General features: G+C 65.5%; 23 protein-coding genes and 1 tRNA gene. 14 read left to right on the top strand and 10 right to left on the bottom strand.

Translation table 11 applies throughout. The annotated features are described in order from the left end of the window. On the top strand, positions 1 to 605 hold a 605-nt coding region (locus QPR87_RS22610), incomplete at its 5' end, for an IS3 family transposase (protein WP_285051453.1). Between the two features lie 320 nt (positions 606 to 925). Here QPR87_RS22610 and QPR87_RS22605 read toward each other — a convergent pair. Then, positions 926 to 1,093 (bottom strand): hypothetical protein, encoded by a 168-nt coding sequence (locus QPR87_RS22605; RefSeq protein ID WP_285051452.1) that lies wholly within the window; start codon positions 1,091 to 1,093, stop codon positions 926 to 928. 235 nt (positions 1,094 to 1,328) lie between these two features. Between QPR87_RS22605 and QPR87_RS22600 the strand changes: the two genes are divergently transcribed. Further along, positions 1,329 to 1,706 (top strand): hypothetical protein, encoded by a 378-nt coding sequence (locus tag QPR87_RS22600; protein ID WP_285051451.1) that lies wholly within the window; start codon positions 1,329 to 1,331, stop codon positions 1,704 to 1,706. Between the two features lie 437 nt (positions 1,707 to 2,143). On the opposite strand, the gene QPR87_RS22595 is transcribed toward QPR87_RS22600, so the two are convergent. The 4 genes from QPR87_RS22595 to QPR87_RS22580 all read right to left on the bottom strand — a co-directional run bounded on the left by QPR87_RS22595 (position 2,144) and on the right by QPR87_RS22580 (position 4,551). Further along, positions 2,144 to 2,770: a YdeI/OmpD-associated family protein gene (locus tag QPR87_RS22595; RefSeq protein WP_285051450.1), complete on the bottom strand. Its 627-nt coding sequence runs from the start codon at positions 2,768 to 2,770 to the stop codon at positions 2,144 to 2,146. 97 nt (positions 2,771 to 2,867) lie between these two features. Beyond that, a complete protein-coding gene (locus tag QPR87_RS22590) occupies positions 2,868 to 3,740 on the bottom strand; it encodes an SRPBCC family protein (protein WP_285051449.1) in 873 nt (290 codons plus the stop codon). Next, entirely contained in the window at positions 3,737 to 4,213 is a 477-nt protein-coding gene (locus tag QPR87_RS22585) for an SRPBCC family protein (protein WP_285051448.1), read from the bottom strand. The genes QPR87_RS22590 and QPR87_RS22585 overlap by 4 nt, the downstream gene beginning before the upstream one ends. Further along, entirely contained in the window at positions 4,210 to 4,551 is a 342-nt protein-coding gene (locus tag QPR87_RS22580; RefSeq protein WP_285051447.1) for an ArsR/SmtB family transcription factor, read from the bottom strand. Before QPR87_RS22580 ends, QPR87_RS22585 begins: the two co-directional genes overlap by 4 nt. A 423-nt stretch (positions 4,552 to 4,974) precedes the next feature. Here QPR87_RS22580 and QPR87_RS22575 point away from each other — a divergent pair, with 423 nt between their 5' ends. The 8 genes from QPR87_RS22575 to ureG are packed head-to-tail and all read left to right on the top strand — an operon-like array spanning position 4,975 to position 10,437. Next, positions 4,975 to 5,814: an urease accessory protein UreD gene (locus tag QPR87_RS22575; protein WP_350310476.1), complete on the top strand. Its 840-nt coding sequence runs from the start codon at positions 4,975 to 4,977 to the stop codon at positions 5,812 to 5,814. A 1-nt stretch (position 5,815) separates the two neighbouring features. After that, positions 5,816 to 6,127 carry an urease subunit gamma gene (locus QPR87_RS22570; RefSeq protein ID WP_011747534.1) on the top strand — a complete coding sequence of 104 codons (312 nt, stop codon included), beginning with the start codon at positions 5,816 to 5,818 and terminating at the stop codon, positions 6,125 to 6,127. Continuing rightward, complete coding sequence (locus QPR87_RS22565; protein ID WP_285051445.1) at positions 6,128 to 6,688, top strand: HupE/UreJ family protein; 561 nt, start codon at positions 6,128 to 6,130, stop codon at positions 6,686 to 6,688. Positions 6,689 to 6,700: 12 nt separating this feature from the next. Further along, the gene (locus QPR87_RS22560; protein ID WP_230999704.1) at positions 6,701 to 7,006 is read left to right on the top strand and encodes an urease subunit beta; all 306 of its coding nucleotides are present in this window, start codon (positions 6,701 to 6,703) and stop codon (positions 7,004 to 7,006) included. After that, entirely contained in the window at positions 7,006 to 8,694 is a 1,689-nt protein-coding gene (gene ureC, locus QPR87_RS22555) for an urease subunit alpha (RefSeq protein WP_285051444.1), read from the top strand. Before QPR87_RS22560 ends, ureC begins: the two co-directional genes overlap by 1 nt. A gap of 12 nt (positions 8,695 to 8,706) precedes the next feature. Further along, the gene (locus QPR87_RS22550; protein ID WP_285051443.1) at positions 8,707 to 9,177 is read left to right on the top strand and encodes an urease accessory protein UreE; all 471 of its coding nucleotides are present in this window, start codon (positions 8,707 to 8,709) and stop codon (positions 9,175 to 9,177) included. Continuing rightward, positions 9,152 to 9,805: an urease accessory protein UreF gene (locus QPR87_RS22545; protein WP_285051455.1), complete on the top strand. Its 654-nt coding sequence runs from the start codon at positions 9,152 to 9,154 to the stop codon at positions 9,803 to 9,805. The genes QPR87_RS22550 and QPR87_RS22545 overlap by 26 nt, the downstream gene beginning before the upstream one ends. Continuing rightward, complete coding sequence (gene ureG / locus QPR87_RS22540; RefSeq protein WP_285051442.1) at positions 9,802 to 10,437, top strand: urease accessory protein UreG; 636 nt, start codon at positions 9,802 to 9,804, stop codon at positions 10,435 to 10,437. Before QPR87_RS22545 ends, ureG begins: the two co-directional genes overlap by 4 nt. A 75-nt stretch (positions 10,438 to 10,512) precedes the next feature. On the opposite strand, the gene QPR87_RS22535 is transcribed toward ureG, so the two are convergent. Continuing rightward, positions 10,513 to 10,589: transfer RNA gene (locus QPR87_RS22535), tRNA-Asp, on the bottom strand. Positions 10,590 to 10,834: 245 nt separating this feature from the next. Between QPR87_RS22535 and QPR87_RS22530 the strand changes: the two genes are divergently transcribed. Together QPR87_RS22530 and QPR87_RS22525 are read left to right on the top strand one after the other, a co-directional pair. Continuing rightward, positions 10,835 to 11,716, top strand: coding sequence for a D-alanine--D-alanine ligase (locus tag QPR87_RS22530; protein WP_285051454.1), 882 nt, complete (start codon positions 10,835 to 10,837; stop codon positions 11,714 to 11,716). Between the two features lie 766 nt (positions 11,717 to 12,482). Beyond that, positions 12,483 to 13,067: a recombinase family protein gene (locus QPR87_RS22525; RefSeq protein ID WP_285051440.1), complete on the top strand. Its 585-nt coding sequence runs from the start codon at positions 12,483 to 12,485 to the stop codon at positions 13,065 to 13,067. A 310-nt stretch (positions 13,068 to 13,377) separates the two neighbouring features. Here the strand turns inward: QPR87_RS22525 and QPR87_RS22520 are convergent, their stop codons facing one another. The 3 genes from QPR87_RS22520 to QPR87_RS22510 are packed head-to-tail and all read right to left on the bottom strand — an operon-like array spanning position 13,378 to position 16,037. Further along, positions 13,378 to 14,073 carry a hypothetical protein gene (locus QPR87_RS22520; protein ID WP_285051439.1) on the bottom strand — a complete coding sequence of 232 codons (696 nt, stop codon included), beginning with the start codon at positions 14,071 to 14,073 and terminating at the stop codon, positions 13,378 to 13,380. A gap of 24 nt (positions 14,074 to 14,097) precedes the next feature. Next, on the bottom strand, positions 14,098 to 14,835 hold the full coding sequence (locus QPR87_RS22515) for a DUF5058 family protein (RefSeq protein ID WP_285051438.1): 738 nt from the start codon (positions 14,833 to 14,835) through the stop codon (positions 14,098 to 14,100). Positions 14,836 to 14,873: 38 nt separating this feature from the next. Beyond that, a complete protein-coding gene (locus tag QPR87_RS22510) occupies positions 14,874 to 16,037 on the bottom strand; it encodes an amidohydrolase (RefSeq protein ID WP_011747522.1) in 1,164 nt (387 codons plus the stop codon). A gap of 126 nt (positions 16,038 to 16,163) precedes the next feature. Here QPR87_RS22510 and QPR87_RS22505 point away from each other — a divergent pair, with 126 nt between their 5' ends. Beyond that, the gene (locus tag QPR87_RS22505; protein WP_011747521.1) at positions 16,164 to 16,676 is read left to right on the top strand and encodes a MarR family winged helix-turn-helix transcriptional regulator; all 513 of its coding nucleotides are present in this window, start codon (positions 16,164 to 16,166) and stop codon (positions 16,674 to 16,676) included. Positions 16,677 to 17,277: 601 nt separating this feature from the next. On the opposite strand, the gene hpbA is transcribed toward QPR87_RS22505, so the two are convergent. Continuing rightward, positions 17,278 to 19,314, bottom strand: a complete 2,037-nt coding sequence (gene hpbA, locus QPR87_RS22500; RefSeq protein ID WP_285051435.1) for an N-methyl-L-proline N-demethylase HpbA — start codon at positions 19,312 to 19,314, stop codon at positions 17,278 to 17,280. A 148-nt stretch (positions 19,315 to 19,462) separates the two neighbouring features. On the opposite strand from hpbA, the gene QPR87_RS22495 reads away from it, so the two are divergent. Then, the coding region (locus tag QPR87_RS22495; protein WP_285051434.1) for a TetR/AcrR family transcriptional regulator at positions 19,463 to 19,864 on the top strand (402 nt) is incomplete at its 3' end.

The following is a 19,864-nucleotide window of genomic DNA, read 5'->3' as shown; positions in this document are numbered from 1 at the left end:
TGATGCGCAAGATCGGCCTGTCGCCGATCTACCAGGCACCGAGGACCAGCGAGCCGCATCCGCAGCACCGCATCTATCCCTACCTGCTACGGAATCTGGCGATCGAGCGACCAGATCAGGTATGGTGTGCCGATGTGACCTACATCCCGATGCGGCGCGGCTTCCTCTACCTCGTCGCCATCATGGACTGGTTCAGCCGCAAGGTGCTTGCCTGGCGGCTGTCGAACACGATGGACGCCGACTTCTGCGTGGCCGCGCTCGAAGAGGCAATCGCCCACCACGGCAGGCCCGACATCTTCAACACGGATCAGGGAAGCCAGTTCACCAGCTTCGCCTTCACCACCACGCTGAAGGACGCCGGCATCCGCATCTCGATGGACGGGCGCGGCCGTTGGATGGACAACGTCTTCATCGAGCGGCTGTGGCGCAGCCTCAAATACGAGTGCGTCTTCCTCAACGCCTTCGAGACCGGAAGCGAAGCCCGCAACGGGATCGGTTCATGGATAGCCTACTACAATGAGAGACGCCCGCACTCGACCTTCGGCGGCAGGACACCCGACGAGGTCTATGCTACGGCGGAAATGACGGAGCGACTGGCGGCATAGAAACCAACCCGATCCACCTTAGCCAAGCCGCCAAACTGTCTCACCAGGCGGGTCCACCTCTGACCTCCATCTGGGGCATCCGCCCCATTCCTCTAGTGTTTCTGATTTTTCCGATTGGTTGCTTTGGCTTAGAGGGACTGCTGAGTTCCCAGCCATCTGGTTTTCCGGTCCAAAACCCTGGGAATCATCGAGAAGTCCGGTTCTCTGTATTCCCCGCCAGAGGACCAATGAGGGCAATCCCTGTCACATGGTCGTCCGACACCCGCTCGATCTGGAACAGGTATCCCGGCACGTCATCGAACGCAGAGATAACCACCACGTCACCAGGCTGCATCGTACCACCCCGCCTTGAGAGCTTCCGTGTAGATCGCCATGGCAAGTTCACGGCTGATGCGGGATGCCACCCACGCGATCAGCAGCAGGCTTAGCCAGCGTCTGATTGCACGAAAGGTCTGCTTGACAATGCATTGGAAGTTGTTTTTGCTCATCAAGTAAGCTCCTGTATCTGCTTCTATTTCAGATACGGACCTGCCCTCGTTTTTCACGTCTCTGGCGACCATGCAAAGCCCACGCTAGCCGGGCTCTTTGGAAAGCTGTCTAGGCGACCCCATGGGCTCGTCACTATCGTCAATACAAGTTTTGATCACGCGCCATCAAAAGGGCTTGAAATTCAGTTGACTGCTAGAGATAGACTGCCTGCACAGTTCGGTCTTGGGGGTATAGATGAAGCTGTTCCCGAACCATGCCGCCTTCCTAGTCACGATCTCCCCACTGGCCGCATGCTCGCTAGCGGTGACGATCACTAGCCGCTCAACGGGTCAACAGGGAACAGGCACCCTGGAAAACACCGCGTTCGGCAATTCAGGGAAAGCGAACCTTACTATCGGCGACGAACAATACACCGGCATATGGATGGCCGTGAGAGACACCGGCGTTCTGGGATTTTCAGGCGATGCCGGCAACGGAAACGCAATCCTCCGCTCCAACAAGGGGAGCCATATGACCTGTCAGTTCAGGTATAGCATGAAGACGTATAACGCCTTGGGAACGTGCACCAAAGACGAAAAAGAGATTTTCGATCTGCAAGCGACGCTGACCTGATGTCTGCAAGACTCCTTAGCGCGGGTTAGCTCGTTTCAAGCCGGGAAAGGGCCATAGCGTCATCTGGCCATGTGCCCCACCTATCGCCCCACCCTGCCAACGACTGGCAACATTCTGGTACCGGATCTTCCGTCTAGCAGGAATCCTACCGCCCCAGCCAGTTCATCCAAATCGTTGATATAAATTCAGTTTTTATAGCTGAGCAACAGCTATTGCCGACCTTGATCGGCGGCAAGATCGTCACGCGCGGCCGTCGTCCCCGAGATGAGTGGCCTTGAGTGACCCAGCTTCTGCCCCAGGTTCCCTCTCTTGACAGGTGATGATCCTCTCGCACTCCGATCGCATCGGTGGCCGGCATCATCAGGCTTGCGAAAGCGCATGGATCAAAGCCCAACGAGGCTCAAGCGCGCGGCCCCCGCGCTCGGTGGCCGCAGTCCCTAGCGCTCCGTCGCGCCCTTGCCGGCGATGATCTTGTCGCGGAACTTCTCGACCCGGGCCATCCGCGTCACTGACTGCCTGGCCTGGTTGAGGTTGAACAGGTAGCTTTTCTGCCGCCCCGGAGTCAGCGCGTGAAACGCCTCGGCCAGTTCCGGGTCGGCATCCAGCGCCTCGGCCAGTTCAACGGGCATGTCGATCTGGTGTTCGACCTTGGGCGGTTTCGTGCCCGCCTCGGCATGATCCATCAATTGCCGCAGATAGGCCCGGATCACCGGCTCCATCGCCGAAACCTGCTCGACCTCGGTAAAGCGGATCATGCCCGGCGTCCGGCTGTTCGGGCCCTGAGGCTCGAGCACGCCTTCACTGTCCCGCAACAGGGCGGGGTTCATGAAGCTGAGCCGGAAATCGCCCCGGAACGCGCCGAAGATCGCGATATTGCGGCCGGCATGCATATAGGTGGGATGCGCCCATTTCACCACCTCCTCCAGCCCCATGTCCCGGCAGATGCGGCGCAACTGGTTCAGCCCGCGGATCCACTGCCGCGTCGAGCAGTCCGGCGTCGCGAACCGGGCGCAGCGGCCGCAGCCCTTGGTGAAGAAATCCTCCGCGTCGGTAATCATCGCCATGACCCGCCATCCCTGCCCTGCCCTTCGCCCGGATGCCGCCGCCTGCCGGCATCGGCCAGCCGGGCAAGCCCGGTATAAACCGACAGCCGGAAGGTCGTCACTCGGCCCCGACGAAACGCGCCAGTTTCCCCAAGGTCTGCAAGCCCAGTTCCACGGCGCCAAAGCCCTTGGCCTGCTGGAACTCGGCCGCCGTGCTGAAGACCATCCCCAGCGTCACCGTCGTCGTCCCGTCCGCTTCCTCGAACGCGGCCCAGGCATCGGCATGCTTCGGCCCGTTTTCGCCCCAGAGCAGCGTATAGCCCAGCCTCTCTTCGGCCCGAACCTCGCCGTAAAGGTGATGGTTCGGAAAGACCGTGCCATCCGGTCCGATCATGTCGAAGACCCATTCGCCGCCTGTCCGCAGGTCGATCCGCTTGGTGCGGCAGGAAAATCCTTCCGGCCCCCACCATTGCGGCAGGGTTTCCGGGTTCATCCAGGCGTCCCAGACCACCTGCCGGGGTGCCTGGATGACACGCTCCAGCACCATGGTCCGCCCGGCCACGCCGGCCAGATTGTCGAGCCCCGCGTCAAAACCTTGCCGATAGCTCGCCTTCATGTCGCCTTCGAGCGAGGAAAGCTGCACCGTCACCGCCAGCCGGCTGCCCTCGCCGTCCGGCAGGAAATCCGCCGTGACCAGCGCCGCCGATCGTGCCACGCCCTCGGACCAAACCACCTCGTGGTTTACGCTGCGCTGCCCCGGCTGCAACTCCAGCCAGCCGCATTCGCAGCGGATGACGGGCTGGCCCTCGGCCTTGCACAGAGAGACCTCGCGCCCGCCGACCCTGGTGTCGGCCTCCAGGAACTCCACCGCGACCGAAGGCACGGGTGCGGCCCAGACCGCCCGCGCGGCGGGCGCCGTCCAGGCCTGCCACAGGGTGGCGACGGGCGCCGCCACCTGCCGCTCGAAGTTCAGCGTCGCGAAGCGGCTCATCCCGCCAAGCCCTTGGCATAGGCTTCGAGCTGCGTTGCCACCGTGCCCCAGCCGTCGAAGAAACCCATGTCCTCATGCGACTTGCGCGCCTCGGGATTGCGGTGGCGGGCGATCGCGGTGTAGGTCGTCCCGCCGCCCGGCGCATCGGCCAGAAGCAGGATCGCGGTCATGAACGGCTCGGGCGCAGGCTTCCAGCCTTCGGTATAGCCGTCGGTAAAGACCAGCTTTTCCCCCGGCACCAGGTCCAGCCAGACGCCGTGATTGTCCATCACGTTGCCCTCGACCTCGAAGGTGGTGTTGAAGCGCCCGCCGACGCGCAGGTCGATATCCACCGCCGTCACCTTGTGCGGCGCGGGGATGAAGAAATGCGGGATATGCTCGGGCTGCGTCCAGCATTCCCAGATCAGGTGCCGGGGCACGGCCAGTGTGCGGGTAAAGCTCAGGTCGGTATCGGGGTCGAGATCGAGTGTCATTTCGCGCGTTCCTCCATCAGTTTCATGACGTAATCGTCCAGCCGGCCGAGCCGGCTTTCCCAGATGGCCCGCTGCTCGTCGAGCCATGTCCGCATCGGGGCCAGGGCCTCGGGTACGATGGCGCAGGACCGCACGCGTCCGTCCTTGGACGTGGCGATCAACCCCGCCTCCTCCAGCACCGAAAGATGCCGCATCACCGTCGGCAGGCGCAGCCCGGTGGGCGCGGCCAGTTGCGTCACCGGCGCGGGCCCCCTGGCCAGGCGCGTCAGGATCGCCCGCCGGGTCGGGTCCGCCAACGCATGAAAGAGCAGCGAGAGGTCGGGATCATGCTTAGCCATGAAGCTAACCATTTCCCTTCCGCGACCCGCAAGCAAGGAAAAACTTCGCCGGTCGGCTAAGTTTTGCTCGTAGACCTTTGCCGATGAGCGGGGGCCGGACAATCGGGTCGAGTTCGCCTTGATCGCTCGCGCGCAGCGATGTGAAACCACCGATCCCCATGCCTGTCGGCGCAGGGCGGCTTGAGGATGATCGGCGAAAAACGCGTTGCCACTCCTCGGGACCGCCGCCGCAACGGTGGCCCGAACCCTCGCCGTCGCATCCGGCAGATGCCGGCAGATGCGAAGGACGCCCTTGCGGCCCCATCACGCTCATCCGACGCATTCCAGACTGCCCGCGGATTGCCCAGATTGCCTATACGGTGGGCGCAGACACTTATCTTGCCTGCATGATGCGCAGCCCCTGCCCCGCCGCCGATTGACCTTATGCGCGGCCGACGCCTCTCTGGCCCCATGTTCGACGCCATCGCACCCATCAGAATGCAGCGCAGCCGGGGGGCCGCTTCGGTCCGGCTGGGTCCGCGCGGGATCGAGGATCTGGCGCAATCGGGCTCGGCCAAGGCGATGCTGCCGCGCATGACCGCCGGGCGGCCCGAGATCGTCTTTCTGAACACCGCCGGCGGGCTGGCCTCGGGCGACAGGCTGGACTATCGCATCGAACTGGCCCCCCGCACGCAGGCGCTGGCCACCACCCAGACGGCCGAACGCGCCTATCGCGCCAAGGATGCGCCGGCACAGATCCGGTTGCATCTGCAGGTGGACGAAGGCGGCTGGCTGGATTGGCTGCCGCAGGAGACGATCCTTTACGACGGCGCGCGGCTGGGGCGGGAAACGGCGGTCGATCTGGCCCCCGGCGCGGGCTGCCTGCTGCTGGAGCCCATCATCCTGGGTCGTCTCGCCATGGGCGAGACCATCCGGCACCTGCAGCTGACCGACCGCCGCATCGTGCGGCAGGATGGCCGGATGATCCATCACGACGCGCTGGCGCTGGACGATGCGGCGCTGTCCCGGCTGCATCACCCCGCCATGCTGGGCAAAGCGCGGGCGATGGCCAGCCTGGCGCTGATCGCCCCGCATGCCGCCGACCTGCTGGAGCCGGCCCGCGCGGTGCTGGACGAGCCCGGCGTCACCGGCGCCGCCAGCGCGCCGCCGGGCCGCCTGATCCTGCGGCTGCTGGCGGGCGACGGCTGGCCCCTGCGCCGGCAGGTCATCCGTCTTTTGCGCGTCCTGCGCCCCGATCCCCTTCCCCGCATCTGGCAGGTCTAAGATGAACCTTACCCCCCGCGAACGCGAGAAACTGCTGGTTTCGCTGGCCGCGATGGTCGCCCGCAACCGGCTGTCGCGCGGCGTCCGGCTGAACCACCCCGAGGCCATCGCCCTGATCACCGATTTCGTCGTCGAAGGCGCCCGCGACGGGCGCAGCGTCGCCGATCTGATGCAGGCGGGCGCGCATGTGATCACGGCCGGGCAATGCATGTCCGGCGTGCCCGAGATGATCGAGGCCGTCCAGGTCGAGGCCACCTTTCCCGACGGCACCAAGCTGGTGACCGTCCACCATCCCATCCGCCACGAGGCTTGAATGAAACGGTTTTCCCTCATCACCGCCGCGACGCTTCTGCCGCAGATGGCCCTTGCCCATCCCGGCCATGACGCGGGTAAGTTCGTCGGCGGCCTGTCGCATCCGCTGGGCGGCGCCGATCACCTGCTGGCCATGGTCGCGCTTGGCCTGCTGGCCGCACAGATCGGCGGGCGCGCGCTCTGGGCGCTGCCCATGGCCTTTGTCGGCGGCATGGTCGCCGGAGGCGTCGCGGGCTGGGCCGGGCTGCCCTTTCCGGGGGTCGAGCCGATGATCCTCGCCTCGGTGGTGATCCTCGGGGCGCTGGTGGCCATGGCGGCACGGCTGCCGCTGGCGGTGCTGGCGCCGGGCAGCGCCTTCTTCGGCTTTGCGCATGGCTGGGCGCATGGGGCCGAGGGACCGGCGCAGGGCCTGATCGCCTATGCTGTCGGCTTCGCCATCGCGACCGCAGCGCTGCATCTGGCTGGGATCGGCCTTGGCAGGATGCTGCATCGCGGGGTGCTGCTGCGCGGGCTGGGCAGCGGCACGGCGCTGGCGGGCATCGCCCTGGCGATGGGGGGCTGAATGATCCGCCATATGATCCCGGGCGAGATCCTCGTCGCCCCCGGCGACATCACCCTGAACCCGGGCCGCACGCCGATCGCGCTGATGATCGCCAATAGCGGCGACCGCCCGGTCCAGGTCGGCAGCCATTACCATTTCGCCGAAACCAACCCGGCGCTGGTCTTCGACCGCGCGGCCGCGCGGGGAATGCGCCTGGCCATCCCCGCGGGCACCGCCATCCGGTTCGAGCCCGGCCAGTCGCGCGAGGTGAACCTCATCCCCTTCGCCGGCGACCGCGTGGTGCAGGGCTTTCGCAAGCAGGTGATGGGGGAACTGTGATGGGTCAGACGCTCTCGCGCGCCGATTACGCGGCGCTTTACGGCCCCACCACCGGCGACCGCATCCGGCTGGCCGATACCGAACTGCTGATCGAGGTCGAGCGCGACCTGACCATCCCCGGCGAGGAGGTCCGCTTCGGCGGCGGCAAGGTCGTCCGCGACGGCATGGGCCAGTCGCAAGTGACGCGCGAGGCCGGGGCGATGGATACGGTCATCACCGGCGCCGTGGTCTTCGACCACCAAGGCATCACCAAGGCCGATGTCGGGCTGCGGGACGGGCGCATCGCCGGGATCGGCAAGGCCGGCAATCCCGACACCCAGCCCGGCGTGACCCTGATCATCGGGCCGGGGACCGAGATCATCGCGGGCGAGGGCCGCATCCTCACCCCCGGCGGCATGGACTGCCATATCCACTTCATCTGCCCGCAACAGGTGGACCACGCGCTGCATTCCGGCGTCACCACGCTGCTGGGCGGCGGCACCGGCCCCGCGCATGGCACGCTGGCCACCACCTGCACGCCGGGGCCCTGGCATATCGCCCGGATGCTGGAAGCCTGCGCCGAACTGCCGGTCAATATCGGCATCGCGGGCAAGGGCAACGCCTCGCTGCCCGCCGCGCTCGAGGAACAGGTCCGCGCGGGCGCCTGCGCGCTGAAGCTGCACGAGGACTGGGGCACCACCCCAGCCGCCATCGACTGCTGCCTGACCGTGGCCGATGCGATGGACGTGCAGGTGATGATCCATACGGACACGCTGAACGAATCCGGCTTCGTCGAGGATACGATGGCCGCCATCGCCGGCCGCACCATCCACGCCTATCACACCGAGGGCGCGGGCGGCGGCCATGCCCCCGACATCATCCGCATGGTGGGGATGGGCAACGTGCTGCCCTCATCGACCAACCCGACGCGGCCCTATACCGGCAACACCATCGAAGAGCATCTGGACATGCTGATGGTCTGCCATCATCTCGACCGCCGGGTGCCCGAGGACGTGGCCTTCGCGGAATCCCGCATCCGGCGCGAAACCATCGCGGCCGAGGACATCCTGCACGATCTGGGCGCGTTTTCCGTGATTTCCTCGGACAGCCAGGCGATGGGCCGGATCGGAGAGGTGATCATCCGCACCTGGCAGACCGCCGACAAGATGCGCCGCCAGCGCGGACGCCTGGCGGGTGAGACGGGCGAGAACGACAACCTGCGCGCCCGCCGCTATATCGCGAAATACACCATCAACCCGGCCATCGCGCATGGCATCAGCACCCATGTCGGCAGCATCGAGCCAGGCAAGCGCGCCGATCTGGTGCTGTGGTCGCCCGCCTTCTTCGGCGTCAAGCCCGAGATGGTGCTGGTCGGCGGCCGGATCAGCGTGGCGCAGATGGGCGATCCCAACGGCTCGATCCCGGTGCAGCCGATCTTCAGCCGCCCGATGTGGGGTCATAGCGGCCGCGCCTCGGCCCTGTTTCTCAGCCGGGCGGGGCTCGAAGCCGGGGCGGGCGACGGCTTGGGCAAGGCGTTGATCGCGGTCGAGCAGACCCGCGGCATCGGCAAGGCGGACATGGTCCTGAACGATGCGATGCCGCAGATCGAGGTCGACCCCGAAACCTACGAGGTCCGCGCCGACGGCGAATTGCTGACCTGCGAACCCGCCACGGAACTGCCCATGGCGCAACGATATTTCCTGTTCTGAGCAAGGCAAGCCATGATCCCCTGCAGCGACCGCATCATCCGCAACGCCCCCGGCCCCTTCGACGCCGAGGTGGTTCTGGACTACGAATCCCGCCTTCTGCGCCGCAAGCGGCTGGCCTGCGCGGGCGGGGATTTCATGGTCGACCTGGCCGAGGTCACCAGCCTTGAGGACGGCGACGCCTTCGCGCTGTCGGACGGCCGTATCGTCGTCGTCCGCGCCGCGGCCGAGCCGGTCCTGGTCGTTCGCGGCCCCCTTACCCGGCTGGCATGGCATATCGGCAACCGTCACACCCCCTGCCGGATCGAGGCCGACCGGCTGATCATCCGTCAGGATCACGTGCTGGAGGCCATGCTGCGCCGGCTTGGCGCCGAGATCAGCCACCAGAACCTGCCCTTCCGCCCAGAGGGCGGCGCCTATGGCCACGGCCGCACCTTCGGCCACGACCACGGCCATGCACATGACCACCACCACCATCACGCCTGAAGCCGCCCGGCTGAGATTGGCGCAACACCTGTCGCCCGCCTTTCCGACCGGAGGCTTCGCCTGGTCGCAGGGGCTGGAATGGGCGATGGACCAGGGTGCGGTGACGCGTGCCACCCTGCCGCAATGGCTGGAGGACTGGCTGGACCACGGCGCGGGCTGGTGCGATGCGGTGCTGTTGTCGCTGGCGCTGCGCAAGGGCGCCGATCACGCCGAGTTGGACGACCTGGCGCGGGCCATGTGTCCCTGCGCCCGGCGCCTGGCCGAGACAGTCGAGCAGGGCACCGCCTTCGCCGCCAATGTCGCGGCCCTGACCGGCCGGCCGCAGTCCGCAGTCGCCCTGCCGGTGGCGGTAGGCCGGGCCTGCGGCTGCCTTCCCCTGCCCGCGGGCGAGATCATCGGCCTTTACCTTCAGGCGCAGGCGGCAGCGCTGATCTCGGCGGCGGTGCGGTTCCTGCCCCTCGGGCCGGTCGAGGGTCAGGCGATGCTGGCCGGATTGCAGCCTGCGCTTCTGGCGGCGGCGGCGCGGGCCGGAACGGCCGACCCCAAGGATCTGGCCAGCGCCACATGGGGCGCGGACCTCGCCGCGATGCGGCACGAAACCATGGTGACAAGGATTTTTCGATCATGAGCAACGGACCCCTGCGCGTCGGCATCGGCGGCCCGGTCGGCACGGGCAAGACGACGCTGACCGAACAGATCGCCCGCGCGCTGGCGCCGCGCCTGTCGATGGCGGTGATCACCAACGACATCTACACGCGCGAGGACGCCGAGGCGCTGATGCGCGCGCAGGTGTTGCCCTCGGAGCGCATTCGCGGCGTCGAGACCGGCGGCTGCCCCCATACCGCCATCCGCGAGGATGCCAGCATCAACCTTGCCGCCATCGCCGAGCTGAACGCGGCCTTTCCCGACCTGGACCTGGTTCTGATCGAATCCGGCGGCGACAACCTGGCCGCGACCTTCTCGCCCGAACTTGCCGATCTGACGATCTATGTCATCGACACGGCGGCGGGACAGGACATTCCGCGCAAGCGCGGCCCCGGCCTTGCGCGTTCGGACCTGCTGGTCGTCAACAAGACCGACCTTGCGCCGCATGTCGGCGTGGATGCCGCGCTGCTCGAGGCCGATGCCCGGGCCTCGCGCGCAGGCCGCCCGGTGGTCATGGCCGCGCTGCGCCACGGCAAGGGCGTGGCCGAGGTGGTCGATTTCCTGATCGAACAGGGCGGGTTGCAGCCCTGCCCTGCGTATTCGCACGGGCAATAGCCGCCCGAGGAGATCGCAGTCCAGAGAACGGCCGCCCATAGGCGAGGCATGGCCATCAAGGGAAAACTGGAAAATTGGCGCGGTTGACGGGGCTCGAACCCGCGACCCCCGGCGTGACAGGCCGGTACTCTAACCAACTGAGCTACAACCGCATTTCAGCCTCATCAGGCTTGCCCCCGATCTATCCGCATTGAGGCCGGCAGGTCAATATGCAATCAACGCCCCACCCGAAATTAAACCAATGGTGGTTTATTTCCATTATGGGTTGATTTGTTTTGGACAACCCGCGAATTCCTGACAGAGATGCCTGAATATCATTGAGCTTCCCGCATTTATTGAGTCTATTCCAAGCGTGAACGCAGATGAGGTTTTCGTGGATCCGTTCGTTGCCGTGTTGATGGGAGGCACTTCCTCGGAGCGCTCCGTCAGTCTTTCATCTGGACATGCATGTGCGGAAGGCTTGGCCAAGGCGGGTTACCGTGTGGCACGGGTCGAGGTGCGGGACGATATCGCGGAAAAGCTGCTGCAAATTCGCCCAAGCGTCGTCTTCAACGCATTGCACGGAACCGGCGGCGAGGATGGCGCGGTCCAGGGATTGCTGGAAAATCTTGGGATTCCCTATACCCATTCCGGAGTGATGGCCTCGGCGCTTGCAATGCACAAGATCAATGCCAAGCATGTTGCCGCCGCGCATGGCGTTCCAGTCGCCGAGTCCATCGTGGTTTCCGCTGCCGATGCGAGTGCTTCGCATGTGATGCAGCTGCCTTATGTCCTGAAGCCCGTTGCGGATGGGTCCTCTTGCGGGGTTCATATCGTGCGCAGCGGAGAAGCACCGCCGCAACTGGCTGCGAACGAGGCGGAATCGGCCGATGTCATGGCCGAACGCTATGTTCCCGGCAGGGAGCTGACTTGCGCGGTGCTGGGCGGAAAGGCGCTGGGTATCATCGAAATCGTCCCCAAGGACGGCGCATGGTATGATTTCAGCGCCAAATACGAGATCGGCGGTTCACGACATATTTGTCCAGCCGTCTTGCCCCCGGATATCGAGAAGAAAATCCTGCGATATTCCGAGATTGCACATCGGGCGATCGGCTGCCGGGGCGTGACGCGCTCCGACTTCCGCCATGACCCGGATACTGGAGAACTCATCTGGCTTGAGATCAACACCCAGCCGGGGATGACACCGATCTCGCTTTTGCCCGAGATTGCGGCACATAACGGCATCACATTCGAGAATCTTGTCTCATGGATTATCGAGGATGCGTCGTTGCGGCGTTGAGCCTGCAGAGCAGCCGCAGTCGCTTTATATGCGCTGCATGACATCACAACCCAATTCCAGATGTTTTACCCCTGTAGGGGCTTCATATTCACGTATCGGGAAACCCTTTCCACAGGGCAGCGATTTGGCGCGAATGGGAGGAGGAAATCCCTCCCTACGCTAACCGTGTTTGACAAACCGGCCCATGATACGCCCAAGGCCGACGGAGTTCGACGCTTTGAGAAAAACGGTGTCCCCCGACCGCAGATGGCCGGCGAGATTTGAAAGCAAAACCTCCACCCGGGGATAATGCGCGCCATCGGCCCGCCCTGCCCCGGATTTCGACAGCTCATCCCAAAGCTCCTGCATCAGCGGGCCACATAAAAGCACCTCGTCGGGCCTGATCTTCAGGATCTGCGCCGCAAGTCCGCGGTGATAACGCGAGGCGTCCTTGCCAAGCTCCGGCCCCGTCGCAGGCGTCAGCGTCTCCGGTGCCGAGCGCCGCGCATTTCCCCGCGAACCTCTGGACGGCCTCCACCATCTCCGGCCGGGCAAGCTGGGTCATGCGACAGAACCCAGCCCTTTTACATTGTTAGACGGCCTGCTGGGAACTACAGAACAACCCGGTATAGTTTAGTGCAAGTTGCGAAGTGAAGGCAGTGAATGGCCAGAAGGCAAGAATATTAAATTTTTTCAAAAGCTTCGCGAGCATCCCAGCCCCACGATAGGCCCTCATGTTCCTGCTTCGGCGGCCGGTGGTGCACGAAAGCGGACGAAAGGAACCAAGATGAAGATCGGTTACGCGCGCGTGTCCACCGAGGACCAGAAGCTTGACCTGCAACTGACCGCTTTGCGAGACGCAGGATGCGACGAAATCTTCAAGGATCACGGGTTTTCGGGATCGGTCATGTCCCGCCCCGGCCTGGAGCGACTGCTGCGCGTCCTGAAGCCGGGTCAGACGCTGGTCGTCTGGCGCCTTGACCGCCTGGGCCGGTCCCTCACCGGCCTCGTGCAGGTCATCGATGAGCTGGGGAAGCGCGGCGTGGAGTTCCAGTCCCTCACGGAAAAGGTCAACACCACATCGTCCGGCGGCAGGCTGGTCTTTCACATCATGGCCGCCCTGGCTGAATTCGAGCGCACTCTCATCAGCGAACGCACCAAGGCCGGGATGATGGAGGCGCAAAGGAACGGCCGTCACATCGGCCGCCCTCCGATGTTGTCCACCGAGGAGCTCCTGGAAGCCTCCCGATGCCTCAAGAACGAAAGCTTGCAGGCTGTGGCTACCAGATACGGGGTGTCTCCCCGGACGTTGCGACGGCACATCAAGAAGCACGAAGAGACCAGGTGTCCGGCCACGGTCCTTGACGGATAGGGTCGGCAATGAGCTTGCCAAGCTGAACCGGCCCCGCTGCCCGCCGCAATATCCATCCGGCTGCCACAGGTGCCGAGGGTCAGCTAGGTCGTTTTCCGCAGCAATGGCGGCGGAATCTGTCGCCGTCCCTCAGGCATCCCCCACACCACCGGGTGATCCCGGTAAGGCCGTTACGGCGACGCGAGATTGGCGGGCGGCAATGCCGGGCGGCAGGCACGATTCGCGCACCGCCGCCACGCATGTGGAACTGGTGCAACGGCGGAGCGTCGAAAACGCCCCGCCCCTTGCGGGTATCAGCCCAGGGCCATGGTTACGCGGCCTGGCCGCCGGCCGGGCGGGCGGTCTTGCGGTTCGTCGCGAAGCAGACGAGGATCGCCAGGACACCAGCAACCGCGGTGCCCAGAACCCCGGGGATCGGCGACAGGAAGATCGCAAGCCCGCACAGGATGCCGGTCAGCGCATTCCGGCGCGTGGCGCTGTTCAGGAACATCACCAGCACGGCACCGTAAAGCGCGGGCAGCGTATATTCCTTGACCGCGACCGCCATCGGCGCGGGCATGGCATCGATCAGCGCCCGGCCGATCACCACCAGCGCCACCAGAAAGACCAGGTTCACCAGCACCGAGACGGCGATGCCCAGCACCGCCGCGACCTCGGCCTTGCGCGAGCCGGTCTCGGCCTCGACGGCCTGCTGGCACGAGATCACCACCGGCATGCGCATGTTGCCGATATTGCCCGACAGAAAGCTCATATAGGTGCCGCAAACGCCCAGCACAGGGAAATAGGAGATCGGCTCGACGATCCAGATGATGCCGACAAAGGCCAGCACGGCCAGAAAGCCGGTCAGGATCACCCCCGCGCCGGGCCAGGCCCCCAGCACGAAGGACAGGTAGAGCGCGGGCAGCAGGCAGATCACCATAGCGATCAGCAGCGTGATGCGCCCGATGCGATGCGCCCGCGGAATGAAGCTGGTCCGGTAATGGGTCTCGAGGTTCTGCTTGGTCATGGATCGCTCCTGAAGCTTCGGGGATCAGGCCTGGATCAGGCCGACAAGATAGCCGGCGGCAAGCCCGGCGATCAGCGCGAAGCCCACGGCCCATTCGCGCAGCCACGGCCAGCGCCGCCCAAGCCGGCCCTGCATCAGCATCGTGCCGGCCCCGATCATCAGGGCGGCCAGATCGTCCCAGGCCACGGTGAAATCCGTCAGCCCGGCCTTGGCCACGGCCGCGCCCAGTCCCAGCATCAGGAAGATCGCCACCGGCGTCGCGGTGCCAAGCGCCCGGATCAGCTGAGGATTGCCGACCGACAGCTTGTCGCGCGTGCGGTCGAGGCTTTTCGTCATCAGGAAGGTGCTGACCAGCCAGCCCATGCCGCCCAGCGTCATCACCCAGACCGAGGCGGTGAAGGCCTGCAGCGTATAGCTGTCGGTGCCCAGCGTCGCACCCGCGGCCTTGGCGCCCATCTCGGCGGCGACGAACTCGAAAATAGCCGAGCCGATCACCCCGACCCGCATCAGCGTGACCGGTCCGCCCACCATGGCGACCAGCGAGACGGCGACGAAGAAGACGGCGATCGCCGGCCCTATCGAGTTGATCGTCGCGGTCTTGTAGACCCGCAGGCGTTCGTCGCGGGTCAGGATGCCGTAATCGTTCGACAGGCGCAGCGTCATGCGCAGGTAAAGCAATGCCTGCACCACGACGGTGCCGACGATCAGGCCGGCCAGCAGCCACAGGACGGGGCCGTTGGCCACCGAAAAGACATGTTCCATACGGGTAATCCTTGCAAGCCCTGCCGGGCAGGGCGCGTTCAGGCCAGTTCGGTTTCGACCAGGCGGCAGAAATAGCTGGCCGCCACCGTCAGGATCTCGTCGTTGAAGTCATAGCCGGGATTGTGCGGCATGGCGCCGGGACCGGCGCCGACCAGGACATAGCTCCCCGGCACGCGCTCGGTCATGAAGGCGAAATCCTCGCTGCCGGTCAGCGGCGGCGCATCGGCATGCACCCGCTCGGGCCCGACCACCTGCGCGGCCACGGCCATCGCCACCCGCGTCGCCTCGGCATCGTTGACCAGCGGCACGAAATTGTCGTCATAGGCCAGGCTCGCCTCGCCGCCATAGGTTGCGGCGACGCCCTTGGCGACCTCTTCCAGCCGCCGTTTCATCAGTGCGCCGGCCGACTTGTCGAAATAGCGCAGGCACCCCTTCAGCGTAGCCTTGTCGGGGATGACGTTGTGGCTGTTGGTGCCGGCATAGACATCGGTAAAGGACAGGATGCCGGTTTCCAGCGGATCGAGATTGCGCGCCACGACGCTTTGCGCCGTCACCACAAGATTGGCGGCGATCTGCGCCGCGTCGACGGTGGTCTGCGGCAGCGCGGCATGGCCGCCGCGTCCCTGCACCCGAATGGTGAAGAAACTGCACCCCGCCATGGCCCGGCCGTTGCAGCTGTAGATATGCCCCTGCTCCATGCCGGGAAAATTGTGATAGGCGTAAAGCCGGTCGCAGGGGAAACGCTCCAGCAGCCCGTCGCGAATCATCGCCAGCGCACCGCCCAGCCCCTCTTCGGCGGGCTGAAAGATGAAATGCACGGTGCCGGCGAAATCGCGGGTCCGCGCCAGGTGCCAGGCCGCGGCCAGCAGCGTCGCGGTATGGCCGTCATGGCCGCAGGCATGCATCACGCCCGGAACCTTCGAGGCATAGGGCTTGCCGGTTTCCTCGATGATCGGCAGCGCGTCCATGTCCGCGCGCAGGCCGATGGCGCGGTTCGATTCCCGCTTGCCGCGCAGCACCCCCACCACGCCGGTGCCGCCGATGCCGGCATGCACCTCGTCAAAGCCGAAGTCGCGCAGGCTGCGTTCGACCAGATCGGCGGCAAAGGTTTCCTGAAAGCCGATGCCGGGATTTTCATGCAGCGCCCGGCGCCAGCCGACGAAGGTGCTTTCCTGCGCGACGATATCCTGGACCAGACCCATGCTTCCCTCCCTGCGAATCACGTTTTCAGTCTCGATATAAAATTGTTGCATAATAATATCATTGCGCAAAGGAATTATTTCGCCTCTCCTATGTCCTTGGCAAAGGACGGAAAAGCGGGCGGAAACATGGGAAAAACCTGGTCGAGAAGCTTTCGGCAGGGCAATGCGATCTACAAGCTGAACCTGCTGGCGACCGAATCGATCCGCTCGGTCGAAGAGCGTTTCATCGCCCTGGTCGGGCTGGACGTGCGCACGATCCGGGTGTTGCGGCTGATCGGCGACAACCCCGGCACGACCTTTGCCGAACTGACGGTGATGACCGGGCTGGAGCGCAGCCTGGTGTCGCGGCTGATCCAGAACCTGGTGCGCGGCGGCCATGTCGAGCGGCGCAACGACGATGCCGATGCCCGGCGCTTCGGCCTGTTCGTGACCGAGGCCGGGCAGCGGGTGCGCGACCGCGCCGACCTGCTGTCCGCCCGTGCCCTCGAGGCGGTGTTCGATCCGCTTTCCAAGGCCGAGGTGGCGGCCTTCATCGCCACCATGGACAGGCTGGCCGACTGGCTGGACAGCGAGGATTACGCGCAAAGGATCGCCCGGATCTTCGACGGGATCGATTTCGACGACCCCGGCCAGCGCTAGGCCGGATCGACATTCAGGATCGCCCGGCCGACCGGACCCAGCATCCGGCGCGGCGCTTGAGAGGCATCAAATGCCATGAGTTGAGCAAGCCGCCGCGGCGACGGACCGCGCCTTTCCTGCCGGAAAGGGCCGGCGGCCCCGGACGCGCGAATGCCGATACCCGCCGATTTTGCGAGCGGCATCCCCTGGGCTCTGCGCCCAGGTGCAACACCGGCACGCCTCACCCGGGCGCTATGGCAAATGCAAGCCCCAACCTGCCTCCCCCGGCCAAGGTGGAGTATTCCGGCGAGAAACCTCATTCCGTAGCCCATAGGGCCAGCCGCGGCGGCGTCGCTCCGGCGCCAGTCGGTGAAATCCAGGTCGGCGATGCCATCGCTGCAACGCGACCGGGTCGCGCTTCACGGCGGGTTCGATCAAGCCCCGGAGCGCCCACGGCGCGAAAAGCGGTTCATTGCCGGATCGCATGGCATGAACGGCATTTGGCGCCCGCGCCCGCATGGTGAGCAAGGCGACATCGAGGAAATCTTGCAGGGCTTGGGGTCGCGACATTCCGGTTGACCTCCCGGATGCGGCAGGGGTCACTCCCCGCGCGCCGGATGCCTCACAGATCCTTAACCAGCCGCAATGCGTCGTAGATCGCGGCATGGGTGTTGCGGGCGGCCACCGCATCGCCGATGCGGTAGAGGCGGAAGCGGCCTTCGGGATTCTTGCGGACCTCCTGCAATCCGCCGGTGGTCAGGGCCTCGTAATCAACCTCGCCCAGGTTCGAGGACAGCGGCTTCAGGTCGAAGTAAAGCTCGTCCAGCGGCCGCGTGCCATGGTTGACTACCACCTGATCCACGATGCGCTCGCGGGCAAAGGCGCCGTAATCGCTGCCCAGGATGGCGCGCAACTGGTTGCCCTCGCGCGCGACCGACCGAAGACGCCATGTCACCGTAAAGGTGGTGTCGCGCTTTTGCAGGTTGCGCATATAGGGCACCAGGTTCATCGCCATCACCTCGGGCGAGAAGCTGCGGTCCGGCGTCACGATCTCGACCGCGGCGCCGGTGGCCGAGATCAGGTCGGCGGCCTGCAGCGCCGCGTGGTCGCCGGCATCGTCATAGACCAGCACGTTGCGGCCCGGCTTCACGTCGCCCGACAGGATGTCCCAGGCGGATGAGACCAGTTCGTTGCCCGCCTCCAGCACCTCGACATGCGGCAGCCCGCCGGTGGCGACGATCACCTCGTCGGGCTCGGTGGCCAGCACGTCGGCCGCATCGGCGAAGGTGTTGAAGCTGAACTTCACGCCGTGCTTCTCGCATTGCGCCATGCGCCAGGCGATGATCGAGATCATCTCGCGGCGCCGCTCGTCCAGGGCGGTCAGGCGGATCTGGCCGCCGGGCTGGTCGGCGGCCTCGAAGACGGTGACCTCGTGGCCACGCTCGGCGGCGACGCGGGCGGCCTCCATCCCGGCCGGACCGGCGCCGACGATGGTGATGCGTTTCTTCGCCGGGGCGGGCGGGATGGTGTGCGGCATGGTCTCCTCGCGCCCGGTGGCGGCATTGTGCAGGCAGAAGGCCATGCCGCCCTGGTAGATGCGGTCAAGACAGTAATTGGCGCCGACGCAGGGGCGGATGTCGTCCTCGCGGCCGAGGGTCACCTTGCGGACCAGATGCGGGTCGGCCATGTGCGCCCGCGTCATGCCGACCATGTCCAGCAGCCCCGAGGCGATGGCGTGGCGCGCGGTCGGCACGTCGGGGATCTTGGCGGCGTGGAAGGTCGGAAAGCCCGTGGCCTTGCGGATCTGCCCGGCGAATTCCAGATGCGGGGCGTTGCGCATCCCCTGCACCGGGATCACGTCGGTCAGCCCGGCATCGGTGTCGATATGGCCCTTGACCACGTTCAGGAAGTCGACCAGCCCGCTGTCCTTGAGCTTTTGCGAGATCGCCAGCCCGTCCTCGGCCGTCAGCCCGCCCGGCAGGTCCTCGTCGCCGGTATAGCGCACGCCGAGGATGAAATCCTCGCCGCAGCGTGCGCGGATGCCGCGCAGCACCTCGAAGGTGAAGCGCAGCCGGTTGTCGAGGCTGCCGCCATAGGGGCCGTCGAGGTCATTGGTCAGCGGCGACCAGAACTGGTCCATCAGGTGGCCATAGGCCTGCAGTTCCAGCCCGTCGAGCCCCGCCGCCTTCATGCGCTCGGCCGCATCGACATAGTCGCCGATGATCCGGTCGATGTCCCAGTCCTCCATCTTCTTCGGGAACGAGCGATGCGCCGCCTCGCGCTCATGGCTGGGCGAGACGACGGGCAGCCAGTCGGCCTTGTCCCAGCGCGTGCGCCGGCCCAGATGGGTCAACTGGATCATCACCGCACAGCCATGGTCGTGGCATTCGTCGGTCAGCTTCTTCATCCAGCCGACCACCTCGTCCTTCCAGGCCAGGATGTTGTTGAAGACCGGCGGGCTGTCTCGCGAGACCGAGGCCGAGCCGGCGGTCATGGTCAGCGCCACCCCGGCCTTCGCCCGCTCGACATGATAGGCGCGGTAGCGATCCTTGGGCATGCCGTCCTCGGGATAGGCCGGCTCGTGGCTGGTGATCATGATGCGGTTACGAAGCGTCAGGTGCTTCAGCCGATAGGGCTGCAAAAGGGGATCGTTCGACATGGCTCTGCCTGTGAGGGGTGGGGAGTCGCGGCTTCAGGAAGGCAGGAAATGTTCACATGTGTCAATTAAAAAATCATGGCTGATCCTTTGGTATGCATCGCTGGACATTTCTCTTGAGCCGAATCGCTGCGGCAGCTATGAAAAAGCCATGGAAAACCAAGTTGCTCCCGAAGCCGCCCTCCCCGAGACCGGCTGGCGCGGATCGCGCGAGGGCTGGCTGGAGGCCGGCTACCAAGCGCTGATCGACGGCGGCATCGACGCGGTAAAGATCCTGCCGCTGGCCCGGCGGCTGAACCTGTCGCGCACCAGCTTCTACTGGTTCTTCGAGGATCGCGAGGCGCTGCTGACCGCGCTGATCGACGGCTGGGAGGAACGGACGACCTTCCCCCTGATCCGGGCATCTTTGGAATATGCCGAAACGCAGGCTGAGGGGATGCTGAACGTTCTGGCGTGTTTTCTGTCTGGTGCCTTTGACGCGCGGCTGGAATTCGCGGTGCGCAGCTGGGCCTTGCAGGACGGCAAGGTCGGCACGCGCGTCGCGGCGGCGGAC

It is taken from the genome of Paracoccus sp. SSJ (genome assembly GCF_030234105.1).
Classification (GTDB): Bacteria; Pseudomonadota; Alphaproteobacteria; order Rhodobacterales; family Rhodobacteraceae; genus Paracoccus; species Paracoccus denitrificans.
The sequence above is the reverse complement of the archived record's forward strand: the minus strand, read 5'-3'. Positions and strand labels throughout refer to the sequence as shown.